General features: G+C 70.3%; 20 protein-coding genes. 15 read left to right on the top strand and 5 right to left on the bottom strand.

Annotation, left to right across the window (positions count from 1 at the left end; all coding sequences use genetic code 11):
* Positions 1-69 precede the first annotated feature (69 nt).
* From glmS to HSO01S_RS10410, 10 genes are all read left to right on the top strand, one after another.
* Positions 70-1,917 carry a glutamine--fructose-6-phosphate transaminase (isomerizing) gene (gene glmS / locus HSO01S_RS10455; RefSeq protein ID WP_066041108.1) on the top strand — a complete coding sequence of 616 codons (1,848 nt, stop codon included), beginning with the start codon at positions 70-72 and terminating at the stop codon, positions 1,915-1,917.
* A gap of 5 nt (positions 1,918-1,922) precedes the next feature.
* The gene (locus HSO01S_RS10450; RefSeq protein ID WP_066041105.1) at positions 1,923-2,282 is read left to right on the top strand and encodes a holo-ACP synthase; all 360 of its coding nucleotides are present in this window, start codon (positions 1,923-1,925) and stop codon (positions 2,280-2,282) included.
* Positions 2,279-3,406, top strand: a complete 1,128-nt coding sequence (gene alr / locus HSO01S_RS10445) for an alanine racemase (RefSeq protein ID WP_084361551.1) — start codon at positions 2,279-2,281, stop codon at positions 3,404-3,406. The genes HSO01S_RS10450 and alr (HSO01S_RS10445) overlap by 4 nt, the downstream gene beginning before the upstream one ends.
* Positions 3,403-4,728 carry an alanine racemase gene (alr, locus tag HSO01S_RS10440; RefSeq protein WP_245635971.1) on the top strand — a complete coding sequence of 442 codons (1,326 nt, stop codon included), beginning with the start codon at positions 3,403-3,405 and terminating at the stop codon, positions 4,726-4,728. The genes alr (HSO01S_RS10445) and alr (HSO01S_RS10440) overlap by 4 nt, the downstream gene beginning before the upstream one ends.
* Positions 4,725-5,246, top strand: a complete 522-nt coding sequence (gene tsaE, locus HSO01S_RS10435) for a tRNA (adenosine(37)-N6)-threonylcarbamoyltransferase complex ATPase subunit type 1 TsaE (RefSeq protein WP_066041100.1) — start codon at positions 4,725-4,727, stop codon at positions 5,244-5,246. The genes alr (HSO01S_RS10440) and tsaE overlap by 4 nt, the downstream gene beginning before the upstream one ends.
* Positions 5,247-5,311: 65 nt before the next feature.
* The gene (gene tsaB / locus HSO01S_RS10430; RefSeq protein ID WP_066041098.1) at positions 5,312-5,926 is read left to right on the top strand and encodes a tRNA (adenosine(37)-N6)-threonylcarbamoyltransferase complex dimerization subunit type 1 TsaB; all 615 of its coding nucleotides are present in this window, start codon (positions 5,312-5,314) and stop codon (positions 5,924-5,926) included.
* Complete coding sequence (gene rimI, locus HSO01S_RS10425) at positions 5,923-6,477, top strand: ribosomal protein S18-alanine N-acetyltransferase (protein WP_245635970.1); 555 nt, start codon at positions 5,923-5,925, stop codon at positions 6,475-6,477. The genes tsaB and rimI overlap by 4 nt, the downstream gene beginning before the upstream one ends.
* Positions 6,474-7,541 (top strand): tRNA (adenosine(37)-N6)-threonylcarbamoyltransferase complex transferase subunit TsaD, encoded by a 1,068-nt coding sequence (tsaD, locus tag HSO01S_RS10420; RefSeq protein WP_066041097.1) that lies wholly within the window; start codon positions 6,474-6,476, stop codon positions 7,539-7,541. The genes rimI and tsaD overlap by 4 nt, the downstream gene beginning before the upstream one ends.
* A 110-nt stretch (positions 7,542-7,651) precedes the next feature.
* Positions 7,652-7,942 (top strand): DUF4190 domain-containing protein, encoded by a 291-nt coding sequence (locus tag HSO01S_RS10415; RefSeq protein WP_066041096.1) that lies wholly within the window; start codon positions 7,652-7,654, stop codon positions 7,940-7,942.
* Positions 7,943-8,048: 106 nt separating this feature from the next.
* A complete protein-coding gene (locus tag HSO01S_RS10410) occupies positions 8,049-8,741 on the top strand; it encodes a DUF4190 domain-containing protein (RefSeq protein ID WP_066041093.1) in 693 nt (230 codons plus the stop codon).
* Between the two features lie 79 nt (positions 8,742-8,820).
* On the opposite strand, the gene HSO01S_RS10405 is transcribed toward HSO01S_RS10410, so the two are convergent.
* A complete protein-coding gene (locus HSO01S_RS10405) occupies positions 8,821-10,011 on the bottom strand; it encodes a THUMP-like domain-containing protein (protein WP_066041092.1) in 1,191 nt (396 codons plus the stop codon).
* 167 nt (positions 10,012-10,178) lie between these two features.
* On the opposite strand from HSO01S_RS10405, the gene groES reads away from it, so the two are divergent.
* From groES to HSO01S_RS10385, 4 genes are all read left to right on the top strand, one after another.
* Positions 10,179-10,475: a co-chaperone GroES gene (gene groES / locus HSO01S_RS10400; RefSeq protein WP_066041091.1), complete on the top strand. Its 297-nt coding sequence runs from the start codon at positions 10,179-10,181 to the stop codon at positions 10,473-10,475.
* A 165-nt stretch (positions 10,476-10,640) separates the two neighbouring features.
* Complete coding sequence (rarD, locus tag HSO01S_RS10395) at positions 10,641-11,564, top strand: EamA family transporter RarD (protein ID WP_066041553.1); 924 nt, start codon at positions 10,641-10,643, stop codon at positions 11,562-11,564.
* Between the two features lie 34 nt (positions 11,565-11,598).
* A complete protein-coding gene (locus tag HSO01S_RS10390) occupies positions 11,599-12,441 on the top strand; it encodes an ABC transporter substrate-binding protein (RefSeq protein ID WP_084361549.1) in 843 nt (280 codons plus the stop codon).
* 186 nt (positions 12,442-12,627) lie between these two features.
* The gene (locus HSO01S_RS10385; RefSeq protein ID WP_066041087.1) at positions 12,628-13,986 is read left to right on the top strand and encodes an ABC transporter substrate-binding protein; all 1,359 of its coding nucleotides are present in this window, start codon (positions 12,628-12,630) and stop codon (positions 13,984-13,986) included.
* Positions 13,987-14,170: 184 nt separating this feature from the next.
* Here HSO01S_RS10385 and HSO01S_RS10380 read toward each other — a convergent pair whose 3' ends face one another.
* From HSO01S_RS10380 to HSO01S_RS10365, 4 genes are read right to left on the bottom strand one after another with little or no spacing between them, the layout of a single operon-like run.
* Positions 14,171-14,995, bottom strand: a complete 825-nt coding sequence (locus tag HSO01S_RS10380) for an ABC transporter ATP-binding protein (protein WP_245635969.1) — start codon at positions 14,993-14,995, stop codon at positions 14,171-14,173.
* Positions 14,996-14,997: 2 nt separating this feature from the next.
* Positions 14,998-15,954 carry an ABC transporter ATP-binding protein gene (locus HSO01S_RS10375; RefSeq protein WP_066041084.1) on the bottom strand — a complete coding sequence of 319 codons (957 nt, stop codon included), beginning with the start codon at positions 15,952-15,954 and terminating at the stop codon, positions 14,998-15,000.
* Entirely contained in the window at positions 15,947-16,924 is a 978-nt protein-coding gene (locus HSO01S_RS10370; RefSeq protein WP_066041083.1) for a branched-chain amino acid ABC transporter permease, read from the bottom strand. Before HSO01S_RS10370 ends, HSO01S_RS10375 begins: the two co-directional genes overlap by 8 nt.
* A gap of 14 nt (positions 16,925-16,938) precedes the next feature.
* Entirely contained in the window at positions 16,939-18,228 is a 1,290-nt protein-coding gene (locus HSO01S_RS10365) for a branched-chain amino acid ABC transporter permease (RefSeq protein WP_157079015.1), read from the bottom strand.
* Positions 18,229-18,490: 262 nt separating this feature from the next.
* Here HSO01S_RS10365 and guaB point away from each other — a divergent pair, with 262 nt between their 5' ends.
* A complete protein-coding gene (gene guaB, locus HSO01S_RS10360; protein ID WP_066041078.1) occupies positions 18,491-19,993 on the top strand; it encodes an IMP dehydrogenase in 1,503 nt (500 codons plus the stop codon).
* The last annotated feature ends 48 nt before the right edge of the window (positions 19,994-20,041 follow it).

Raw genomic sequence — 20,041 nt, 5'->3', positions numbered from 1 at the left:
ATCCGGAGCGCAGCTGTGCGGTCGCCGCTGTCAGCCTCGGCCCCGGAACGCTCGGCTAAACTCGCAAGCATGTGTGGAATCGTGGGATACGTCGGCAACAACAGCAGTCTCGAGGTGCTCCTCGGCGGCTTGCGCCGGCTCGAGTACCGCGGTTATGACTCCGCCGGTGTGGCAGTGATCGGCGAGGACGGCTCGCTCTCGACCCGGAAGCGCGCGGGCAAGCTCGCCGTGCTGGCCGACGACCTCGAGGCGCGGCCGATGGCCGACGGGCGCACCGGGATCGGGCACACCCGCTGGGCGACGCACGGCGGACCGACCGACGTCAACGCGCATCCGCACCTCTCCGCCGACGGCCGGATCGCCCTCATCCACAACGGCATCATCGAGAACTTCGCCGTGCTCAAGCAGGAGCTGCTCGACGACGGCTACACCTTCGAGAGCGAGACCGACACCGAGGTCGCGGCCAAGCTGCTCGGCCGCGAGTACGCCGCGGGCGACGGTCTGCCGAACGCCCTCGCCCGGGTCGTCTCGCGCCTGGAGGGCGCCTTCACCCTGCTCGCCCTGCACCAGGACGAGCCCGGCGTCGTCGTCGGCGCCCGCCGCAACTCGCCGCTCGTGATCGGGCTCGGCGAGGGAGAGAACTTCCTCGGCTCGGACGTCGCGGCGTTCGTCGAGCACACCCACCGCGCCGTCGCGATCGGGCAGGACCAGATCGTCGTCATCACGCCCGACACCGTGACCGTGACCGACTTCGACGGCGCCCCCGTCGAGGTGCACGAGTTCGAGGTGTCGTGGGACGCGTCGGCCGCCGAGAAGGGCGGCTGGTCGAGCTTCATGGCCAAGGAGATCAGCGAGGAGCCCGAGGCCGTCGCGAACACCATCCTCGGCCGCGTCGACGGCGACCAGGTCGTGCTGCCCGAGCTCGCCGGCCTCGACGACGTGCTGGCCGGCATCGACCGCATCATCGTGATCGCCTGCGGTACCGCGAGCTACTCGGGCATGCTCGGCCAGTACGCGATCGAGAAGTGGGCCCGCGTGCCCGTCTCGGTCGAGCTCTCGCACGAGTTCCGTTACCGCGAGCCGGTGCTGACCCCGACGACCCTGGTCGTCTCGATCAGCCAGTCGGGCGAGACCATGGACACGCTGATGGCCGTCAAGTACGCCATCGCGAACGGTGCCCGCACGCTCTCGATCTGCAACACCCAGGGCGCCACGATCGCCCGCGAGTCGGATGCCGTGATCTACACGCACGCCGGCCCCGAGGTCGCCGTCGCGTCGACCAAGGCCTTCGTCGCGCAGATCACCGCGCTCTACCTCTTCGGCCTGCACCTCGCGCGGGTGCGCGGCACGCTCGACCCCGAGGTCGCCGCCGACCAGCTCGCCGAGCTGCAGGCGATCCCCGCCAAGATCGAGCGCGTGCTGACCAGCGCGCCCGAGATCACCCAGCTCGCCAAGTGGATGTCGGACTCGCGGGCGGTGCTCTTCCTCGGCCGGCACGTCGGCTACCCGATCGCGCTCGAGGGCGCGCTGAAGCTCAAGGAGCTCGCGTATATCCACGCCGAGGGCTTCGCCGCCGGTGAGCTCAAGCACGGTCCGATCGCGCTGATCGAGCCGGGCCAGCCCGTGTTCGTCGTGGTGCCGAGCCCGCGCGACCCGAACTCGCTGCACGCGAAGGTCGTCTCGAACATCCAGGAGATCCGGGCGCGCGGCGCGCGGATCCTGGCGATCGCCGAGGAGGGGGACGTGGCGGTGCTCCCGTTCGCCGACGAGGTCATCCGCATCCCGCTCGCCGCCCCGCTGATGGAGCCGCTGCTCACCGTCATCCCGTTGCAGCTGTTCGCGATGGAGCTCGCCACCGCCAAGGGGCTCGACGTGGATCAGCCGCGTAACCTGGCGAAGTCCGTCACGGTCGAGTAGCCCTGATGATCGTCGGAGTGGGGGTCGACCTCGTCGATGTGGCTCGGTTCGAGCGGTCGCTCGAGCGCACGCCGCGGCTGATCGAGCGCTTGTTCGCTCCTGGCGAACGCGGTCTGCCCGTGCGCTCGCTCGCGGCGCGCTTCGCGGCGAAAGAGGCGTTGATCAAGGCCGTCGGGCACTCGACCGAGTTCCGCTGGCACGACATGGAAGTGGTCTCGGATGCCGAACGCAACCCCGGTTTCGCCCTCACCGGCGGGGTCGCCGCCGCCCTCGCCGAGCTCGGTGCCGATCGCGTGCACCTCAGCATGACGCACGACGGCGGGCACGCCGTGGCCTTCGTCGTGGCCGAACGGGACGCCGGATGACCGGGGTCGCGGGCGCGCCCCCCATGCTCCGCCGGGCGCACATCGACCTCGGGGCGATCAGCGCGAACGTCGAGCACGTGGCGCGGAGCGTCGCCCCCGCCGCCGTGATGGCGGTCGTGAAGGCCGACGGCTATGGTCACGGCGCGGTCGAGACCGCCCGCGCGGCACTGGAGGGCGGGGCGACGAGCCTCGGCGTCGCCGATGTCGCTGAGGGACTCGCGCTTCGGGATGCGGGCATCGACGCGCCCGTGCTCGCGTGGCTGCACGGCGCGCATCCGGTGTTCGACGAGGCCGTCGCGCACGACATCACCCTCGGGATCTCGACCCGGGGGCAGCTCGCCGCCGCGATCGAGGCCGGGAGCACCGGCCGGCCCGCCCGCCTGCACCTCAAGATCGACACCGGGCTCGGCCGCAACGGCTTCGAGCGGAGCGACTGGGAGCCCGCGTTCGCGGAGGCGAGGCGCGGGGTCGACGAGGGTCGCATCCTGGTCGAGGGCCTCTTCAGCCACCTCTCGAACGCGAGCGACGACGACGACCGCGCGCAGCTCGCGGCCTTCGAGGAGGCGACCGCGGCGGCGCGGGCGGCCGGACTCGAGCCCACCGTGCGCCACCTCGCCTCGACCGCCGGCGCCCTGCGACTGCCCGAGATGCGGCTCGACCAGGTGCGACTCGGCATCGGTCAGTACGGCCTCTCGCCCTACGACGGCGTGGGGTCGGCCGAGCTCGGTCTGCGCCCTGCCCTTCGCCTGGAGACCCGGCTCATCTCGGTCAAGCGCGTGGCGGCCGGCACCGGCGTCTCGTACGGGTACACCTACCGGCCCGAGGAGGACACCTGGCTCGGCCTCGTGCCGCTCGGCTACGCCGACGGCATCCCGCGCCACGTGTCGAACCGGGGGAGCGTCTGGGTCGGCGGCCGCGTGCGCCCGATCGTCGGTCGCGTCGCCATGGACCAGTTCGTGGTCGACCTGGGCCGTGAGCGGGCCGAGGTCGGCGATCGAGTCGTGCTGTTCGGCGACCCGGCCGAGGGCTTCCCGAGCGCCGACGACTGGGCCGAGGCCGCATCGACCATCAACTACGAGATCGTGACCCGCCTCGGCGGGCGGGTGAAGCGGGTGTACGGATGAGCGACGAGCAGAGCCCGAACGCTTCGGCGATGCCGACGGCGGCGGCGGTGCCGGCCGCGGAAGCGGCGGCCGCGATCCTGGCCGCCCCGGGCACGGCGACGGCCGTTCCCGAGCGGCAGGCGGTCATCGACCTCGAGGCGTTCCGGCACAACGTGCGCACGCTCGCCGCGCTGGCCCGGCCCGCGGAGACCATGCTCGCCGTCAAGGCCGACGCCTACGGGCACGGCATGGTGCCGCTGGCGCGCGCGGCCCTCGAAGCCGGCGCCACGTCGCTCGCCGTGCTCGACATCCCGGCCGCCCTGACCCTGCGGGAGGCCGGCATCACGGCCCCGATCTTCGCCTGGATGCACGACCCCGACGCGCGCTTCGGCGAGGCGGCCGAGGCCGACATCGACCTCGGCATCTCGGCGGTCTGGCAGCTGGACGCGATCGCCGCGGCCGGGGCCTCGCGCGCGCCACGGGTGCATCTCAAGGTCGACACCGGCCTCAGCCGCAACGGCGCCACCGAGGCCGACTGGCCCGAACTCGTGCGGTCGGCCCTCGAGCACGATCGAGCCGGCGCCGTGCGGCTGTACGCAGCCTGGTCGCACCTGGCCGACGCCTCGCCCGAAGACGACCGGGTCGCACTCGGCAAGCTGCAGAACGCGGTCGCGGTGGCCGAGGAGCTGGGCGCCCGGTTCGAGCTGCTGCACCTGGCTGCGAGCTCGGCCGGCATCCGGATGCCCGAGGCCCGCCTCGGTCTCGTCCGCTTCGGGATCGCCGCCTACGGTGTCTCGCCCTTCGACGACGCCACCGCGCGCGACCTCGGGCTCCGGCCGGTCATGACGCTGCAGGCACCGGTCGTCTCGGTCAAGCGCGTGCCGGCGGGGCACGGGGTCTCGTACGGGCTGACCTACCGCACCGAGACCGCGAGCACGCTCGCGCTCGTGCCGCTGGGCTATGCCGACGGCATCCCGCGGATCGCGGGCGGCCGCGGCGAGATCTGGCTGAACGGGCGCCGCCATCCGATCGCCGGACGCGTGGCCATGGACCAGGTGGTCGTCGACGTCGGCGACGAGCCCGTCGAGGTCGGCGACCTCGCGATCGTCTTCGGTGAGGGCGACCTCGGCGAACCCACGGCCGAGGAGTGGGCCGGGTTCGCCGACACCATCGGCGACGAGATCGTGGCACGCGTCGGGCACCGGGTCGAGCGGGTGTACCTGGCCGAGCACGACCACCGCACGATCGTGGACGGGGCGGGCGGGTCGCTCGAGGACGGGGTCGACGGGGTCGCAGGCCCCGCGGCGGGAACGGGCGCAGGGTCTCCGGAGCGGTCGGCATGACCACCGAGACGCTCCGCATCGCGACGCCGGAGGAGATGCACGCCTTCGGGGTGCGGATCGCCGCGCAGCTCGCGGCGGGCGACGTGGTGCTGCTCTCCGGCGATCTCGGCGCGGGCAAGACCACCTTCACCCGCGGGCTCGGCGAGGGACTCGGCATCAGGGGCCCCGTCACCAGCCCGACCTTCGTGCTCGCGCGCACGCATCCCTCGCTCGTCGGCGGCCCCGCGCTCGTGCACGTCGACGCCTACCGGCTGAGCAGCGCGCTCGAGCTCGACGATCTCGACATCGACTTCGCGCACTCGGTCGTGGTCGTGGAGTGGGGCGCGGGGATGATCGAGGCGCTGACCGACTCGTACCTGTCGATCGAGATCGACCGGCCGCACGGGGCGGGTTCGCCGGTGGACGCCGGGGACGGGCAGACCGATGGTGCCGGCGACAGCGATCCCCGAGACGGCGAGCTCGAGCCGATCGAGCCGCGTACGGTGCGGGTCACCGGAGTGGGACCGCGCTGGGCCTGACCAGCTGCCCAGACGGCGTCCCGGCCCGCGGCATCCGCTCGCCCGGTCGGCGTTAGGCTCGTTCTGTGCTCCTCGCCATCGACACCTCCGCCGGCACCTCGGTCGCCCTCGTCGAGGGAGACCTCGTGCTCGCCGAGCGCGCGACCGAGGACACGATGCGCCACGCCGAGGTCATCGGCGAGATGATCCTCGGGGTGCTCGCCGACGCGGGCGTCTCGCCGTCGTCGCTCGACTCGGTCGTGGCCGGCATGGGCCCCGGTCCCTTCACCGGGCTCCGCGTGGGAATCGCCGCGGCACGCGCCTTCGCGCTCGGGATCGGGGCCCCGATCATCCCCGCGGTCAGCCACGACGCCGTCGCCTTCGACGCGTGGTCGGCCGGGATCCGCGGCCCCCTCCTCGTCGTGACCGACGCGCGCCGCCGCGAGGTCTACTGGTCGACCTACGAGCTCGGCGATGAGGGCCCGGCGCGTGCCGAGGGCCCGGCGCTCTGCGCTCCCGGTGACCTCCCGCCGCACTCCGACGGGCAGCGGATCGACGCGGTGCAGGTCTCGGCCGGCTCCTTGGCGCGGGCCGAGCGGCAGAACCGCGGGCGCGGCATCCAGGAGCAGTTCTCCGAACCGCTGTACCTGCGGTCGCCCGACGTGACGATGCCCGGTGCGCGGAAGCGGGTCTCGCAGTGACCTGGCAGCTCCGGCGCGCCCAGGAGGGCGACCTCGACGCGATCATGGCACTCGAGGAGGCCTCGTTCGAATCCGACGCCTGGTCGCGCGAGTCGATGCGGCGTGAGCTCACCCACCCCGAGTGCTACTACCTCGTCGGGCTCGACGCCGAGCATCCGGATGCGGTGGAGGGCTACGCAGGCCTGCTCTGCCCGCGCGGTACCGGCGACGCCGACATCCAGACGATTACCGTGTCTGAGAGCTCGCGCGGGAAGGGCCTCGGCCGCCAGCTGATGGGGCGACTGCTCGAGGAGGCGGCGTCCCGCGGAGCCCGGAAGGTGTTCCTCGAGGTGCGCGCCGACAACCCGGTCGCGCACGGCCTCTACCTCGACCTCGGCTTCACGGACATCGCCGTGCGGCCCCGCTACTACCAGCCGGACGGCGTCGACGCGATCGTGATGCAGCTCGACGTGGTGCGCCGCGGAACGGCGCTGACCGGCTCGGCCGAATCGGCTGGATCGGCTGGACCGACCGGGTCTGCCGGCTCGGCCGCGGAAGGAGCATCCTCATGACCGACGGCCCCGTGGTGCTCGGCATCGAGACCTCCTGCGACGAGACCGGCGTCGGCATCGTGCGCGGCTCGACCCTGCTGGCGAACGTGATCGCCTCCTCGATGGACGAGCACGCGCGCTACGGCGGCGTCGTGCCCGAGGTCGCCGCCCGCGCGCACCTCGAGGCCATGAACCCCACGCTCGAAGCGGCGCTCGCCGAGGCCGGGCTCGGGCTCGACGAGATCGACGCGATCGCGGTCACCAGCGGCCCCGGGCTCTCCGGCGCGCTCATGGTCGGGGTCGGTGCGGCGAAGGCGCTCGCCGTGGCGACCGGGAAGCCGCTCTACGCGGTGAACCACCTGGTCGGTCACGTCGGAGCCGACGTGCTCGACGACGACGCGCTGGAGTACCCGACGATCGCGCTGCTGGTCTCCGGTGGCCACACCTCGCTGCTCCTCGTGCGCGACTTGGTGGGCGACGTCGAGCTGCTCGGCGAGACGATCGACGACGCCGCGGGCGAGGCGTTCGACAAGGTCGCCCGGGTTCTCGGGCTGCCCTACCCCGGTGGCCCGCAGATCGACCGGGTGGCGAAGGACGGCGACCCGAAGGCGATCCACTTCCCGCGCGGGCTCATGCAGGCCAAGGACCTCGAGAAGCACCGGTACGACTTCTCGTTCTCGGGCCTCAAGACGGCGGTCGCGCGCTGGGTCGAGCGCACGTCCGACGCGGGCGAGGAGGTGCCGGTGGCGGATGTCGCGGCGAGCTTCCGCGAGGCCGTGGTCGACGTGCTGTTGACCAAGGCGTTCCGCGCCTGTGCCGACTTCGGGATCCCGCGGCTGCTGCTCGGCGGCGGAGTCGTCGCGAACGCCCGCGTGCGCCAGGTCGCGGCCGAGCGCGCGGAGGCGGCCGGCGTCACCCTGCGCATCCCGCCCCTGTCGTTGTGCACCGACAACGGGGCGATGATCGCTGCTCTCGGCGCCCAGCTGATCGCCGCCGGGCACGCGCCCTCCGGCCTCGGATTCGGAGCGGATTCGACGCTGCCGGTGACCGAGATCCAGGTCGACGAAGGCGGACGGGCGGACTGATCGCCGCGTCACGGGGCGACGCGAAGTCGGCTCGACATTGACACTTCCTCAGGGAGACTGCCACGATAGGCGACGTCATTGATCACCTAGAAGGAATTGGAGCCCTCCCTGTGACCGAACAAACCCCTGCCTACTCGGCACCCGCCGGAGCACCGGTCGCGCGCAAGACGAACGTCCTCGCGATCGTCTCGCTCGTGCTCTCGATCCTGAGCTTCAACGTCATCGCGATCATCCTCGGCATCATCGCGCTGAACCAGATCAAGAAGACGGGCGAGGCCGGCCGCGGCCTCGCACTCGCCGGCATCATCATCGGCGCCGTCACGTTCGTGATCTGGCTGATCGTCGTCATCGTGCTCGTCGCGACCGCGTCGACCATGAGCTACACGACCACGACCTACTGAGTCGCCGGCGCGGGTGGCCCGAGTGCCTTCGGCACCGGGCCGCCTGCGCCTACTCTGTTAACGAGCCACACCCCCGAGAGCCAGTACCCGAGAGAAGGGCGTTCCCGTGAGCGACACCGACAACTCCACCCCGGCCGAGGAGCCCACGGCCCCTCCCGCCCCGCCGGCACCCCCGGCGCCCTCCTACACGCCTCCGCCCTCGGTGCCCCAGCCCTCGACCCCGCCGCCGGCGCCGTCGGCCCCTCCCGCCGCTCCGAGCTTCCAGGCTCCGCCCACCGGCGGCTACCAGACCCCGCCCGCACCCGGTGGCTACGGCCAGCAGCCGGGCGGCTACCAGGCTCAGGGCCAGCAGGGCGGCCAGTCGCCGTACGGCCAGCAGGGCCAGCCGGGCGGCCAGCCGTCCGGCGGCTACCAGGCCCCGGGCCAGCAGCCCGGCAGCTACCAGCCCCCGAGCTACCAGCCCGGGTACCAGGCGGTCCAACCGCCTCAGCCTCCGCAGGCGCCGAACCAGCAGGCGTACTACGGCTACTCCCAGGTGCCGGCGCAGCCGCCGACCAACACCCTGGCGATCATCACGATCGTGCTCGCCTTCGTCTTCTCGGTCGCTGGCATCGTCACCGGGCACATCGCGCTGAAGCAGATCGACCGCACGGGCGAGTCGGGCCGGGGGCTGGCGAAGGCCGGTCTCATCCTGTCGTACGTGTTCACCGGCCTCGCCGTGCTCTTCGTGATCGGCTACTTCATCGTGATCTTCGTCTTCATCGCCGCGGCTAGCACGGGATCCGCCTACTACAACTGACGGTTTTGGGCGGCCCCTGCCTCAGCCCTGGCCGCGGCCCCGGCCAGCGCCGTCGGCTCGGGCCGTCGGCCTAGGGGGATCAGCCCGCGACGCGCTCTGCGAGCAGGGCTTCGTGCCCGCCGTCGACCCGCGTCAGGATGAGCGTGGCCGAGCGGTCGCCCTTGAGCGCCAGCCGCTTCCGCAGGGCGGCCGGATCGACGTCGATCCCGCGCTTCTTGATCTCCAGCGTCCCGATCCGCCGCTCCCGGAGGGCCCGTTTGAGGGCGGCCTCGCCGGCCGGCAGGCGCTCGAGCACGCGGAAGGCGGTCGCGAACGGGGTCGGCACGGCTTCGTCGGCGGTCAGGTAGGCGATGCCGGCTGACAGCATCCCGGCTCCGAGCCGCTCGGCCAGGTCTCCGATCAGGCGGGCGCGGATGACGGCACCGTCGGGCTCGTAGACGTAGTCGCCGAGCGGGCGCACCTCGGCATCGGCGCTGTCGCCAGCTGCCGTCAGCTCGTCGGCCCCGGCGCCGCTCAGCACGAGGGCGGCCCGATGGATGCCCGGCCGTGCGACCGCGCCGAACCACAGGCCCATCTCGACCAGCTGCCCGTCGACCGAGACCCACTGTGCCTCCGCCGTCGCCGGGATCAGCGACCGGTCGAAGCCCGGGCCGAGCTTGATCCCCGTGGGGAAACGCTCGGCGAGGCCGAAGGCGAAGTCGATCGAGGGGGAGTAGTCCTCCTCCCGGGCCAGCCGGGTGGTCTCGGTCGTGCCCGCGGTACGACGGGCGGGATCCAGGTAGACCGCGTCCACCCCGTCGAGGTCGACGTCCTCGGCCGAGGCGTGGACCACCTCGGCCTCGGGGAATCCGGCGAGGTTGTAGCTCGCGATCGCGGCGGTGACCTCGTCCCGCTCCACCGCGAGAACCGGGATCTCGAGGGCGACCAGGGCGAGGGCGTCGGCTCCGATGCCGCAGCCCAGGTCGGCGACCCGGGCGACCCCGGCCGAGCGGAAGCGGCCCGCGTGACCGGCGGCGACCTTCAGTCGGGTGGCCTGCTCGAGGCCCGCCTGCGTGTACAGCAGCCGGTCGGCGAACGCTCCGAACTTCGCCGTCGCCTTCTCGCGCAACCGCGACTGCGTGAGCACCGCGGCGACGAGCTCGGGGGAGTGCCCGGCCTTCCGGAGGGACGCGACCTGCGCGACCGCGCCGGTCGAGGAGTAAGGCGGAAGCGAGTCCAGAAGCCGGAGCCCCTCGGGGGTGAGCAGCGTCGAGAGCTCTGCGGCATCCATCCGGCAACCGTACCAAGGGGAGGCGGCCTACGACGCCGTGGGATCGCCTGGCAATCCCTTGGCACTCACGTTGCGCGAGTGCCAGCGGTGCCTCTAAACTCGACTTAGCACTCTCGCAGTGAGTGTGCTAACTAGACGTTTTGTCACTGAGAAAGAAGAGGTCAACCGTGTCGGTCTCCATCAAGCCGCTCGAGGATCGCATCGTCATCAAGCAGGTCGAAGCTGAGCAGACCACTGCTTCCGGTCTCGTCATCCCTGACACCGCCAAGGAGAAGCCCCAGGAGGGTGAAGTCGTCGCCGTCGGCCCCGGCCGCATCGACGACAACGGCAACCGCGTTCCGCTCGACGTCGCAGTCGGCGACAAGGTCATCTACTCCAAGTACGGCGGAACCGAGGTGAAGTACGCCGGAGAAGACTTCCTGGTGCTCTCCGCCCGCGACGTGCTCGCGGTCGTCGTCCGCTAGTCGCAGTCCTTCTACAGAGAACCCGGGTGGCTTCGGCCGCCCGGGTTCTGTGCGTTCCAGACAGGGCAGCCGAGGGGCTCCCGTAGGGCGGCCGACCTGCGCACGCGGGGGTAGAGTGGCGCGGTGACACCGCCAGCACCCCCTTCGCCGCCCGCCGGCCTGACCATCCGCGGCTCCGATTCCGAGCGTTTCCGCACGGGTCTCGTCAACGCCGTCGGGGCCTACGTGCTCTGGGGCGTGCTGCCGGTCTACTTCCTGCTCATGCAGCCGGCCGGCGCCTTCGAGATCGTCGCCTGGCGCATCGTCTTCTCGCTCGTGTTCTGTGCGGTGCTCCTCACCGTGACGCGCGGCTGGGGCCCCTTCCTCGCGATCGCCCGTCAGCCGAAGCTGCTGCTGTTCATGGGGCTCGCCGGCATCCTCATCTACGTCAACTGGCAGACCTACATCCTCGGCACGCTGAGCGGGCAGGTCGTCGAGGCCTCGCTCGGCTACTTCATCAACCCGATCGTCACGGTGCTGCTAGGGGTCCTCGTGCTCCGCGAGAAGCTGCGCCGGATGCAGTGGGTCGCGATCGGCGTCGCGGCCCTCGCCGTGCTCGTGCTCGCGTTCGGGCACGGCACCGTGCCGTGGATCGCGCTCATCCTCGCCTTCTCGTTCGGCACCTACGGCCTGGTCAAGAAGCACGTCGGCCCGCGCGTGGATGCGGTCAGCGGCTTGACGCTCGAGACCGCGTGGCTCACCCCGCTCGCCATCGTGCTGCTGGTCGTGGTGGGCAGTCAGGGCGGCCTGGTCTTCGGCACCGTCAACGGCTGGCACACGACGGGGATGGTCCTGCTCGGCGTGGTCACGGCCGTGCCGTTGCTGATGTTCGCCTCGGCGACCCGGCGGCTGCCGCTGGTCTGGGTGGGCCTGGTGCAGTTCGTCGCCCCCATCCTGCAGTTCGCGCTGGGCGTCTTCGTGCTGCACGAGGACATGCCGCCCGAGCGCTGGGCCGGCTTCGCGATCGTCTGGGTGGCCGTGGTCATCCTCGCCGTCGACATGGTGCGGGCGTCGCGCACGGCGCGCGGCACGCCCGTCGAGGCGCTCTGAGAACCGCTCGGGCGACAGGTAGGGTGCTGGGAGCATGAGACAGAGCGATCAGCCAGCGGCCACGCCCCGCCCCGCAGGTATCGGCAGCCCCGCACGCCCCCGCGTGCTCCCGGCCGTGCTGGCCGGCGTCGCCGCCCTCGGCATCGCTCTCGGGCTGACCGGATGCTTCGCCACCGCGGCCCCGTCGGGCACGGTCGCGCCGAATCCGGTCGCGAGCATGGCGCAGCCCATCCCCACCGGGGACGGGACCCTCGTCATCGGCGCCGTCGTTCCTCTCAGCGGCGGCAACGCCGTGCTCGGTGCGGCCGAGCTCGCCGGCGTCGAGCTGGCGGCACGCGACATCGACGCGGCAGGCGGTTTCAACGGCAGGACCGTCGTCGTGCTGCACGGCGATGCGGGGGATGCTGCAAGCACTCGCGCGGCCGAGACGATCGCCGCCTTCGCCGGGCGCGTCGACGCCCTCGTCGGGCCGAACAGCCAGGACGTCGTGGTCGCCGCCGACGCCGCGGCGAAGACGGCGGGGGTGGCCGGCATGAGCGCGGTCGCCGACCCCGAGCCGATCGACGACGCATTCGCGGCCCGGCTCCGCACCGCCGACCCGAGCCTCTCCGACACCCGTTTCGGTGCGGAGAGCTACGACGCCACGGTCATGATCGCGCTGGCCGCCGTGCTCGCGGGCGACGACGGGGCGACCTCGATCGCGCGGTTCCTGCCCGCGGTCACCGGAGGAGCCGTGACCTGCTCGAGCTACGGCGCGTGCCTGGATGCCGTGGGCTCCGGCACCGGCATCCGCTACACCGGGGTCACCGGGGCGCTCGCCCTGGCTCCCGCGAGCACCGCGCCCGGCTCGCTCATGCCGATCGGGATCACTGGCTGAACAGGTCCGTGACCCCCGGACGGGGCGGCACGGCCCCGCGCAAGGTCACCGCGAGGTAACGATTGGCCCGTGTTACACGGCTGTAACACCAGCGTATTGTTCCCGCGTCAATCACCGCATAGCGTGATTCCACGGCCGATTCTTCGAGTCTGCCGAGAAACTGCACACATTCACATAAGGAGCACCATGAGCGTATTTGCGAAGGCCAAGGCCTCGCGCTCGAAGCCCCTCTCGATCGTTGCCGGCGTAGCCGCGTTCAGCGCCACGGCTCTGCTGCTGGCCTCGTGCGCGTCCACGCCGAGCACCGACGGCGGAGAGACCACCGCGGCAGCAGCGAGCTGCGGCCCCGACGCAGCGACCGCAGCGGCAGACATCACGGCGGTCGCCCCCGAGGCGGCGCAGAGCCGTGCCACCACGCTGAAGATCGGTTCGATCCTCCCGACCACCGGTAGCCTCGCCTACCTCGGCCCGCCCGAGATCGCTGGTGTCGACCTCGCCATCGACGAGATCAACGCGTCGCAGTCGGGCGTCCTGGGTGGCAACGCCGAGGTCATCCACCGCGACTCCGGTGACACCACGACCGACATCGCGACCCAGTCCGCGACCGACCTGCTCAGCCAGGGCGTGTCCGGCATCGTCGGCGCCGCGTCGTCCGGTGTCTCGTTCACCTTCATCGACCAGGTCACCGGTGCCCAGGTCGTCCAGGTGTCGCCCGCCAACACCTCGCCCGACTTCTCGACCTACGCCGACGGCGGGTACTACTTCCGTACCGCTCCGTCCGACGTGCTGCAGGGCCGCGTGCTCGGCAACCTGATGGTCGGCGACGGCAACACCAACGTCGGCATCATCTACCTGAACGACGCGTACGGCTCCGGCCTCGAGTCGAACGTCACCACGGCCGTCGAGGCTGCCGGTGGCACCGTCGTCGCCGCTGAGGCGTTCAACGAGGGCGACAGCCAGTTCAGCGCTCAGATCGACTCCGTTCTGGCCGCCGACCCCGACGCGATCGCCCTGATCGCGTTCGACCAGACCAAGGTCATCATCCCCGAGCTCGTCGGAACCAAGGGCTTCGACGGCAGCAAGGTCTACTTCGTGGACGGCAACCTCGCCGACTACTCGGCAGACTTCGACAAGGGTGTGCTGAACTGCGCCAAGGGCACGCTGCCCGGCGTTCTGGCCGACGACTCGTTCAAGGCCAAGCTGCTCGGTGTGAACCCGGACCTGAAGGACTTCAGCTACGCAGCCGAGTCCTACGACGCGGTCAACCTGATGGCTCTCGCGGCCATCGCCGGTGGCTCCGCGACCGGCCCGGCCATCCAGGCCAACATGCAGACCGTCTCGGAGGGTGGCACCAAGTGCACCAGCTTCTCCGAGTGCGCCGACCTGCTGGCCGCCGGTACCGACATCGACTACGACGGCATCTCGGGCCCCATCACGTTCGACGAGAACGGTGACCCGACCGAGGCCTACATCGGTATCTACCAGTACGGCCAGGACAACACCTACGCGCCGCTGAACGTCGAGTTCGGCTCGCTGAACGGCTAGTCCAGCCCGCACCACGCACGAAGGCCCGGCCCTCCTCGGAGGTGCCGGGCCTTCTGTCGTCCCGGGCCTTCTGTCGTCCCGGGGCATCCCGAGCACCGAGCCGTCGAAAAAGGCCCCAAGACCGGAGTCTTGGGGCCTTTTCTGACGGCTCGAGCAGCCGAGAGGGGAGGGGGGAAGGGGAAGGCTAGTGGCCCTGGTCGGCCGCCAGGGTGCCGAGGTAGAGCTCGATGACCTTCGGGTCCTTCATGAGCTCGCGGCCCGTGCCCGTGTACGCGTCACGGCCCTGGTCGAGCACGTAGGCCCGATCGCAGATCTGCAGGCAGCGGCGCGCGTTCTGCTCGACCATGATGACCGAGACGCCCGCGCGGTTGATCTGGTGCACGCGCATGAAGGTCTCGTCCTGACGCACGGGGGACAGGCCCGCGGAGGGCTCGTCCAGCAGCAGCACGGAGGGCTCCATCATGAGCGCACGGCCCATGGCGACCATCTGGCGCTCACCACCCGAGAGCGAGCCTGCACGCTGCTTACGCCGCTTGCCGAGCTCGGGGAACAGGGTGGTGACGAAGTCGAAGCGCTCGGCGAAGATCGAGGGCTTCTGGAACAGACCCATCTCGAGGTTCTCCTCGATCGTGAGGCTCGGGAAGACGTTGTTGTTCTGCGGCACCATGCCGACACCCTTGGTGACGAGCTTGTTGGCGCGGAGACCGGTGATGTCCTCGCCCTTCAGGATGACGCGGCCGCTCCGGATGCGGATCTGGCCGAAGATCGCCTTCAGAACCGTCGACTTGCCGGCGCCGTTCGGGCCGATGATGCCGATCAGCTCCCCCGGGAAGGCCTCGATCGTGCAGCCGTTCAGGATGTTCACGCCCGGCAGGTAGCCGCCGACGAGGTTCTCGGTGCGCAGCACCGCTTCCCCCCGGTCGGTGGGGGCCAGCGTGTGCGCGGTGGCCGTCTCCTCGGCGAGGGTGTTGGTCTCGGCGTTCATCTCGTTGGGGTCGATGTCGCTCATGTCTACTTCTCCTCCCCGTAGCCGGCCTCGTCGGCCTCGGGATGCGCGTCGTGCGCCTTCCGCTCGGCCTCGATGACCGGGTTCGGTCCGTCTTCCATCAGGTCGCCGAGGTCGGTGTCGTGGTGCGCGCCGAGGTAGGCGTCGATCACGGCCGGATCCTTCATGACCGACTCGGGCGGGCCCTCGGCCACGACGCGGCCCTCGGCCATCACGACCACCCAGTCCGAGATGTGCATGACCATGTGCATGTCGTGCTCGACGAACAGCACCGTGGTGCCGTCGGACTTGAGGTTCTTGATGTGCCCCAGGAGCGACTGGGTGAGGGCCGGGTTGACGCCCGCCATCGGCTCGTCGAGCATGATCAGCTCGGGCTTGGACATCAGGGCCCGGGCCATCTCGAGGAGCTTCCGCTGGCCGCCCGAGAGCGACGCCGCGTAGTCCTCACGCTTGGCGTCGAGCTTGAAGCGGGCGAGGAGGTCGTCCGCACGGGCCGTGTTCTCCTCCTCCTGCTTGCGCCAGAGGGGCTTGATGAGCGAGCGGAACAGGCCCTCGCCCTTCTGTCCGGTCGCGCCGAGCAGCATGTTCTGCAGCACCGAGAGGCGGCCGAGCGACTTGGTCAGCTGGAAGGTACGCACCATCCCGGCCCGGGCGACCTTGAAGGCCGGGACGCCGGCGAGCGACTTGCCGTCGAACTCCCACGTTCCGGTGTTCGGCTTGTCGAAGCCCGTGAGCAGGTTGAACATCGTGGTCTTGCCGGCGCCGTTGGGGCCGATCAGCGCGGTGATCTGGCCGCGCGGGATCTCCAGGTGGGCGACGTCGACCGCCTTGAGACCGCCGAACTGACGCGTGACGTTGTCGGCGATGACGATCGGGTCGACCTTCGCGCAGCCGGGCCGGATCTCGCCCTTGACCAGCGGGCTGGTCGCGGCGAGGGTGGGGGTTCCGTCGAGATTAGACACTGAAGGACAGCTCCTTCTTGTTTCCGAAAATACCTTGCGGTCTGAAGATGACCAGGAGCATCAGCGCGACACCGACGAGGATGAAGCGGATCTGCCCGGCCTGAGTGGTCGAGACGAAGGGCAGCGCCCCCGACTCGATGGCTCCATAGAGGATGCCCTGGGTGAGCGAGAGCACGACCCAGAAGATCATCGAACCGACGATGGGGCCGAAGATCGTGGCCGCGCCGCCCAGGAGCATGATCGTCCAGATGAAGAAGGTGAGGCCGGTGGTGTAGTTCGCCGGCTGCACCGCGCGGGGCAGGATGAAGATGATGCCGGCGATCGAGCCGAGCCCACCACCGATGACCAGCGCCTGCATCTTGTAGCTGTAGACGTTCTTGCCGAGGCTGCGCACCGCATCCTCGTCTTCACGGATGCCCTTGACCACGCGGCCCCAGGGGGAGCGCATGAGCAGGAACACCAGCACGCTGGCGAGGGCGACGAGCACCCAGCCGACGATGCGGATCCACCAGTCGTACTCGTTGTACGTGAAGGGCCCGAAGCCGTAGGTGCCGGCCGGGATCGGGTTGATCGCGGCGAAGGTGCCCTTGAAGCCCGAGAGGCCGTTGGCGGCGCCGGTGAAGTCGGTGAGCCCCGTCGTGGTGACGATGTATCTCACGACTTCCGCCGCCGCGATCGTGACGATCGCCAAATAGTCGGCCCTCAGCCGCAGGGTCGGTATGCCCAGGATGAACGCGAAGATCACCGAGCAGGCGATCGCGCAGAGCACCGCGACGACCAGCGGGGCGCCCGCGAGGGTCGGGATGGCGAAGCCGTAGGCACCGATCAGGAGGAAGGCCGCCTGGCCGAAGTTGAGCAGGCCCGTGTAGCCGAAGTGCACTCCGAGGCCGATGGCCGCGAGCGCGTAGGCCGCAGTCGTCGGGCTGATGATCTCGCCGACGGCGTTGCCGAGAATGTTTCCCCAGTCCATGAGTGTCTCCTCCCTTAACCGATTCGTTCTTTACGACCGAGGATGCCCTGCGGTCGCACGAGGAGCACCACGATGAGCACGACGAGCGCCGCCGCGTATTTCAGGTCCGGCGGGATGAACAGTGTCGACAGCTCGACGAACAACCCGACGACGATGGAGCCGACCAGGGCGCCGTAGGCGGAGCCGAGGCCACCGAGGGTCACGGCCGCGAACATCAGCAGCAGCACCTGGAAGCCCATGTCCCACGAGACCTGGCGGTAGAGCGCGAGCATCACACCGGCGAGAGCGGCGAGGGCGCCCGAGAGCACCCAGACGATGCGGATGATGCGGTCGACGTCGATTCCGGATGCGGCGGCCAGCGACGGGTTGTCCGACACCGCCCGAGTCGCCTTGCCGATGCGGGTGCGGGTGAGGAAGAGCCCCACCAGCACCAGGACGACGACCGAGATGATCATGCTGAGGATGGAGCCCGTCGTGATGCGCACGGGGCCGAGGGCCACCGCATCCGAGAGCCCGACGCTCATCGTCTTGGTGTCGCCGCCGATGAAGAAGAGGTAGAGGTAACGGAGCGCGATCGCGAGACCGATCGAGACGATCATGGCCTGGACGAGCTTCACCCCCTTCTTCCTCAAGGGCTTCCAGAGCAACCAGTCGTTGAGGTAGCCGAACACGCCGCCGAGCACGAGGGCGATCAGCATGGCGATGAAGATGTTGATGCCGAGGAGGACCGCGGCGATCCAGGCGATGATCGCACCGAAGGTGACCATCTCGCCGTGGGCGAAGTTGTTGAGGCCCGTGGTGCCGAAGATCAGGGTGATGCCGATCGCGGCCAGCGCGATCAGGAGCCCGAAGTTGAGGCCGGCGACGAGGCGCTGCAGGAACTGCTCGAAGAACCCGGTCGTCTGGCGGGTGTCGGCGCCGAGCGGGAAGGAGCGGGTGATCGTGTTCGTCTGCCACTCGGTGGCGCTCACGACGGCCGAGGCCTTGTCCGGGTCGCGCAGCTGCACGCCGTCGGGCAGGGACTCCGGGTCGAGGGTGACGGTGTAGTCGCCCTTGGCGGGCACGGCGACCGACCAACGGCCGGTGTCGTCTGTCGTGGCGACCTCGGAGTAGCCGCCGGCTCCGGCGACCGTGATCTCGGCGCCCTCGATGAGGGTGTCGCCGTCGCGGAGGATGCCGCCGATCGTGTACGTGGTGGTGAAGTCGCCGGATTCCGTGGGGGTCGGGGTGGGCGCGGGGGCGGTGGACGCCGAGGCGGCCAGGGCCCCGGAGCCGAGCACGATCCCGAGGCAGAGAGCGAGCATCGCCAACAACATCGTGGCGAGACGGACCCCGTGTCCGATACGGATTCCTGCGATCAAGACAGCACCTCCTGGAAGAAGCCTGCCGGGTGCAGTGGCAGGCTTCGTGTCTATGGTCGTAGCGACTTTGCTAGACCATACAGTCGTTTTGTGTCCACGGTGTTTCAAGTGGCCACCTGGAACGGCGTCCGTCATTTCTACACGGAATACCCGGGACCTCCTAACGGTTACGATTGGTCAAGGCTTTTCGGTAAGAGGGAGAACGATGGACCAGGCGGATCCGTTCGGTTTTGTAGGGCTGACGTATGACGATGTGATGCTGCTGCCGGGTCATACCGACGTCATCCCGAGCGAGGCCGACACGACCTCGCGGCTGACCAAGCGCATCACGGTCGCCACTCCTCTCCTCTCTGCGGCGATGGACACGGTGACCGAGTCGCGGATGGCCGTCGCCATGGCCCGCCAGGGCGGCCTGGGCGTGCTGCACCGCAACCTCTCGATCGCCGATCAGGCCGAGCAGGTCGACCGGGTCAAGCGCAGCGAGTCCGGCATGGTCACCGACCCCGTGACGACCACGCCGGATGCGACGGTCGCCGAGGTCGACGCCCTCTGCGGCATCTACCGCGTGAGCGGCCTCCCGGTCGTCGACGGCCAGGGCGTGCTCGTCGGCATCGTCACCAACCGCGACATGCGCTTCGTCTCCCCGTTCGAGAAGTCGACCACCCTCGTGCGCGACGTCATGACGAAGATGCCGCTGATCACCGCCAGGGTCGGCGTCGACCCGGATGACGCGGTCGCCATCTTCGCCCAGCACAAGATCGAGAAGCTCCCGATCGTCGACGACCAGGGCCGCCTAAGCGGTCTGATCACGGTCAAGGACTTCGACAAGAGCGAGAAGTACCCGAACGCGACGAAGGATGCGGCGGGCCGGCTCCGCGTCGGAGCGGCCATCGGCTTCTTCGGTGACGCCTGGCAGCGCGCCACGAACCTCCTCGACGCGGGCGTCGACGTGATCGTGGTCGACACCGCCAACGGCGACAGCGCCGGCGTGCTCGACATCATCAAGCGCCTGAAGAACGACCCGGCCTTCGCCGAGGTCGACGTGATCGGCGGCAACGTCGCGACCCGCTCCGGCGCCCAGGCGCTGGTCGACGCGGGCGCGGACGCCATCAAGGTGGGCGTGGGCCCGGGCTCGATCTGCACCACCCGCGTCGTGGCCGGCGTCGGCGTGCCCCAGGTCACCGCGGTCTACGAGGCCTCGCTCGCCGCTCGCGAGTCGGGCGTCCCCGTGATCGCCGACGGCGGCCTGCAGTACTCCGGCGACATCGCCAAGGCCCTCGTCGCTGGCGCCGACACCGTCATGCTCGGCTCGATGTTCGCCGGCTGCGACGAGAGCCCGGGCGACCTGGTCTTCGTCAACGGCAAGCAGTTCAAGAACTACCGGGGCATGGGTTCGCTCGGCGCCCTGCAGACCCGTGGCGAGAAGACCTCGTACTCGAAGGACCGCTATTTCCAGTCGGACGTGCCGAACGACGACAAGCTGATCGCCGAGGGCATCGAGGGCCAGGTGCCCTACCGCGGACCGCTCGCGAACGTGGCCTACCAGCTGGTCGGCGGCCTCCGGCAGTCGATGTTCTACGTCGGCGCGCGCACGATCGGCGAGCTGAAGCAGCGCGGCAAGTTCGTGCGCATCACGCCGGCCGGGCTGAAGGAGTCGCACCCGCACGACGTGCAGATGGTCGTCGAGGCGCCGAACTACCGCGGCTGACCCCGAGGCGCGGGGTTCGGAGTCGCCGCAGGCGTTCGTGGACCCCGG

It is taken from the genome of Herbiconiux solani NBRC 106740 (assembly GCF_001571005.1).
Taxonomy (GTDB): domain Bacteria; phylum Actinomycetota; class Actinomycetes; order Actinomycetales; family Microbacteriaceae; genus Herbiconiux; species Herbiconiux solani.
Note: the sequence above shows the minus strand (reverse complement) of the source record. Positions and strands in the feature narration are given on the sequence as shown.

What these genes read in the sequence shown, in the direction of transcription:
- glmS (WP_066041108.1), top strand. Translation starts at nt 70, where the DNA reads ATGTGTGGAATCGTGGGATACGTCGGCAACAACAGCAGTCTCGAGGTG.
- HSO01S_RS10450 (WP_066041105.1), top strand. Translation starts at nt 1,923, where the DNA reads ATGATCGTCGGAGTGGGGGTCGACCTCGTCGATGTGGCTCGGTTCGAG.
- alr (WP_084361551.1), top strand. Translation starts at nt 2,279, where the DNA reads ATGACCGGGGTCGCGGGCGCGCCCCCCATGCTCCGCCGGGCGCACATC.
- alr (WP_245635971.1), top strand. Translation starts at nt 3,403, where the DNA reads ATGAGCGACGAGCAGAGCCCGAACGCTTCGGCGATGCCGACGGCGGCG.
- tsaE (WP_066041100.1), top strand. Translation starts at nt 4,725, where the DNA reads ATGACCACCGAGACGCTCCGCATCGCGACGCCGGAGGAGATGCACGCC.
- tsaD (WP_066041097.1), top strand. Translation starts at nt 6,474, where the DNA reads ATGACCGACGGCCCCGTGGTGCTCGGCATCGAGACCTCCTGCGACGAG.
- HSO01S_RS10405 (WP_066041092.1), bottom strand. Translation starts at nt 10,011, where the DNA reads ATGGATGCCGCAGAGCTCTCGACGCTGCTCACCCCCGAGGGGCTCCGG.
- HSO01S_RS10390 (WP_084361549.1), top strand. Translation starts at nt 11,599, where the DNA reads ATGAGACAGAGCGATCAGCCAGCGGCCACGCCCCGCCCCGCAGGTATC.
- HSO01S_RS10385 (WP_066041087.1), top strand. Translation starts at nt 12,628, where the DNA reads ATGAGCGTATTTGCGAAGGCCAAGGCCTCGCGCTCGAAGCCCCTCTCG.
- HSO01S_RS10380 (WP_245635969.1), bottom strand. Translation starts at nt 14,995, where the DNA reads ATGAGCGACATCGACCCCAACGAGATGAACGCCGAGACCAACACCCTC.
- HSO01S_RS10370 (WP_066041083.1), bottom strand. Translation starts at nt 16,924, where the DNA reads ATGGACTGGGGAAACATTCTCGGCAACGCCGTCGGCGAGATCATCAGC.
- HSO01S_RS10365 (WP_157079015.1), bottom strand. Translation starts at nt 18,228, where the DNA reads ATGCTCGCTCTCTGCCTCGGGATCGTGCTCGGCTCCGGGGCCCTGGCC.
- guaB (WP_066041078.1), top strand. Translation starts at nt 18,491, where the DNA reads ATGGACCAGGCGGATCCGTTCGGTTTTGTAGGGCTGACGTATGACGAT.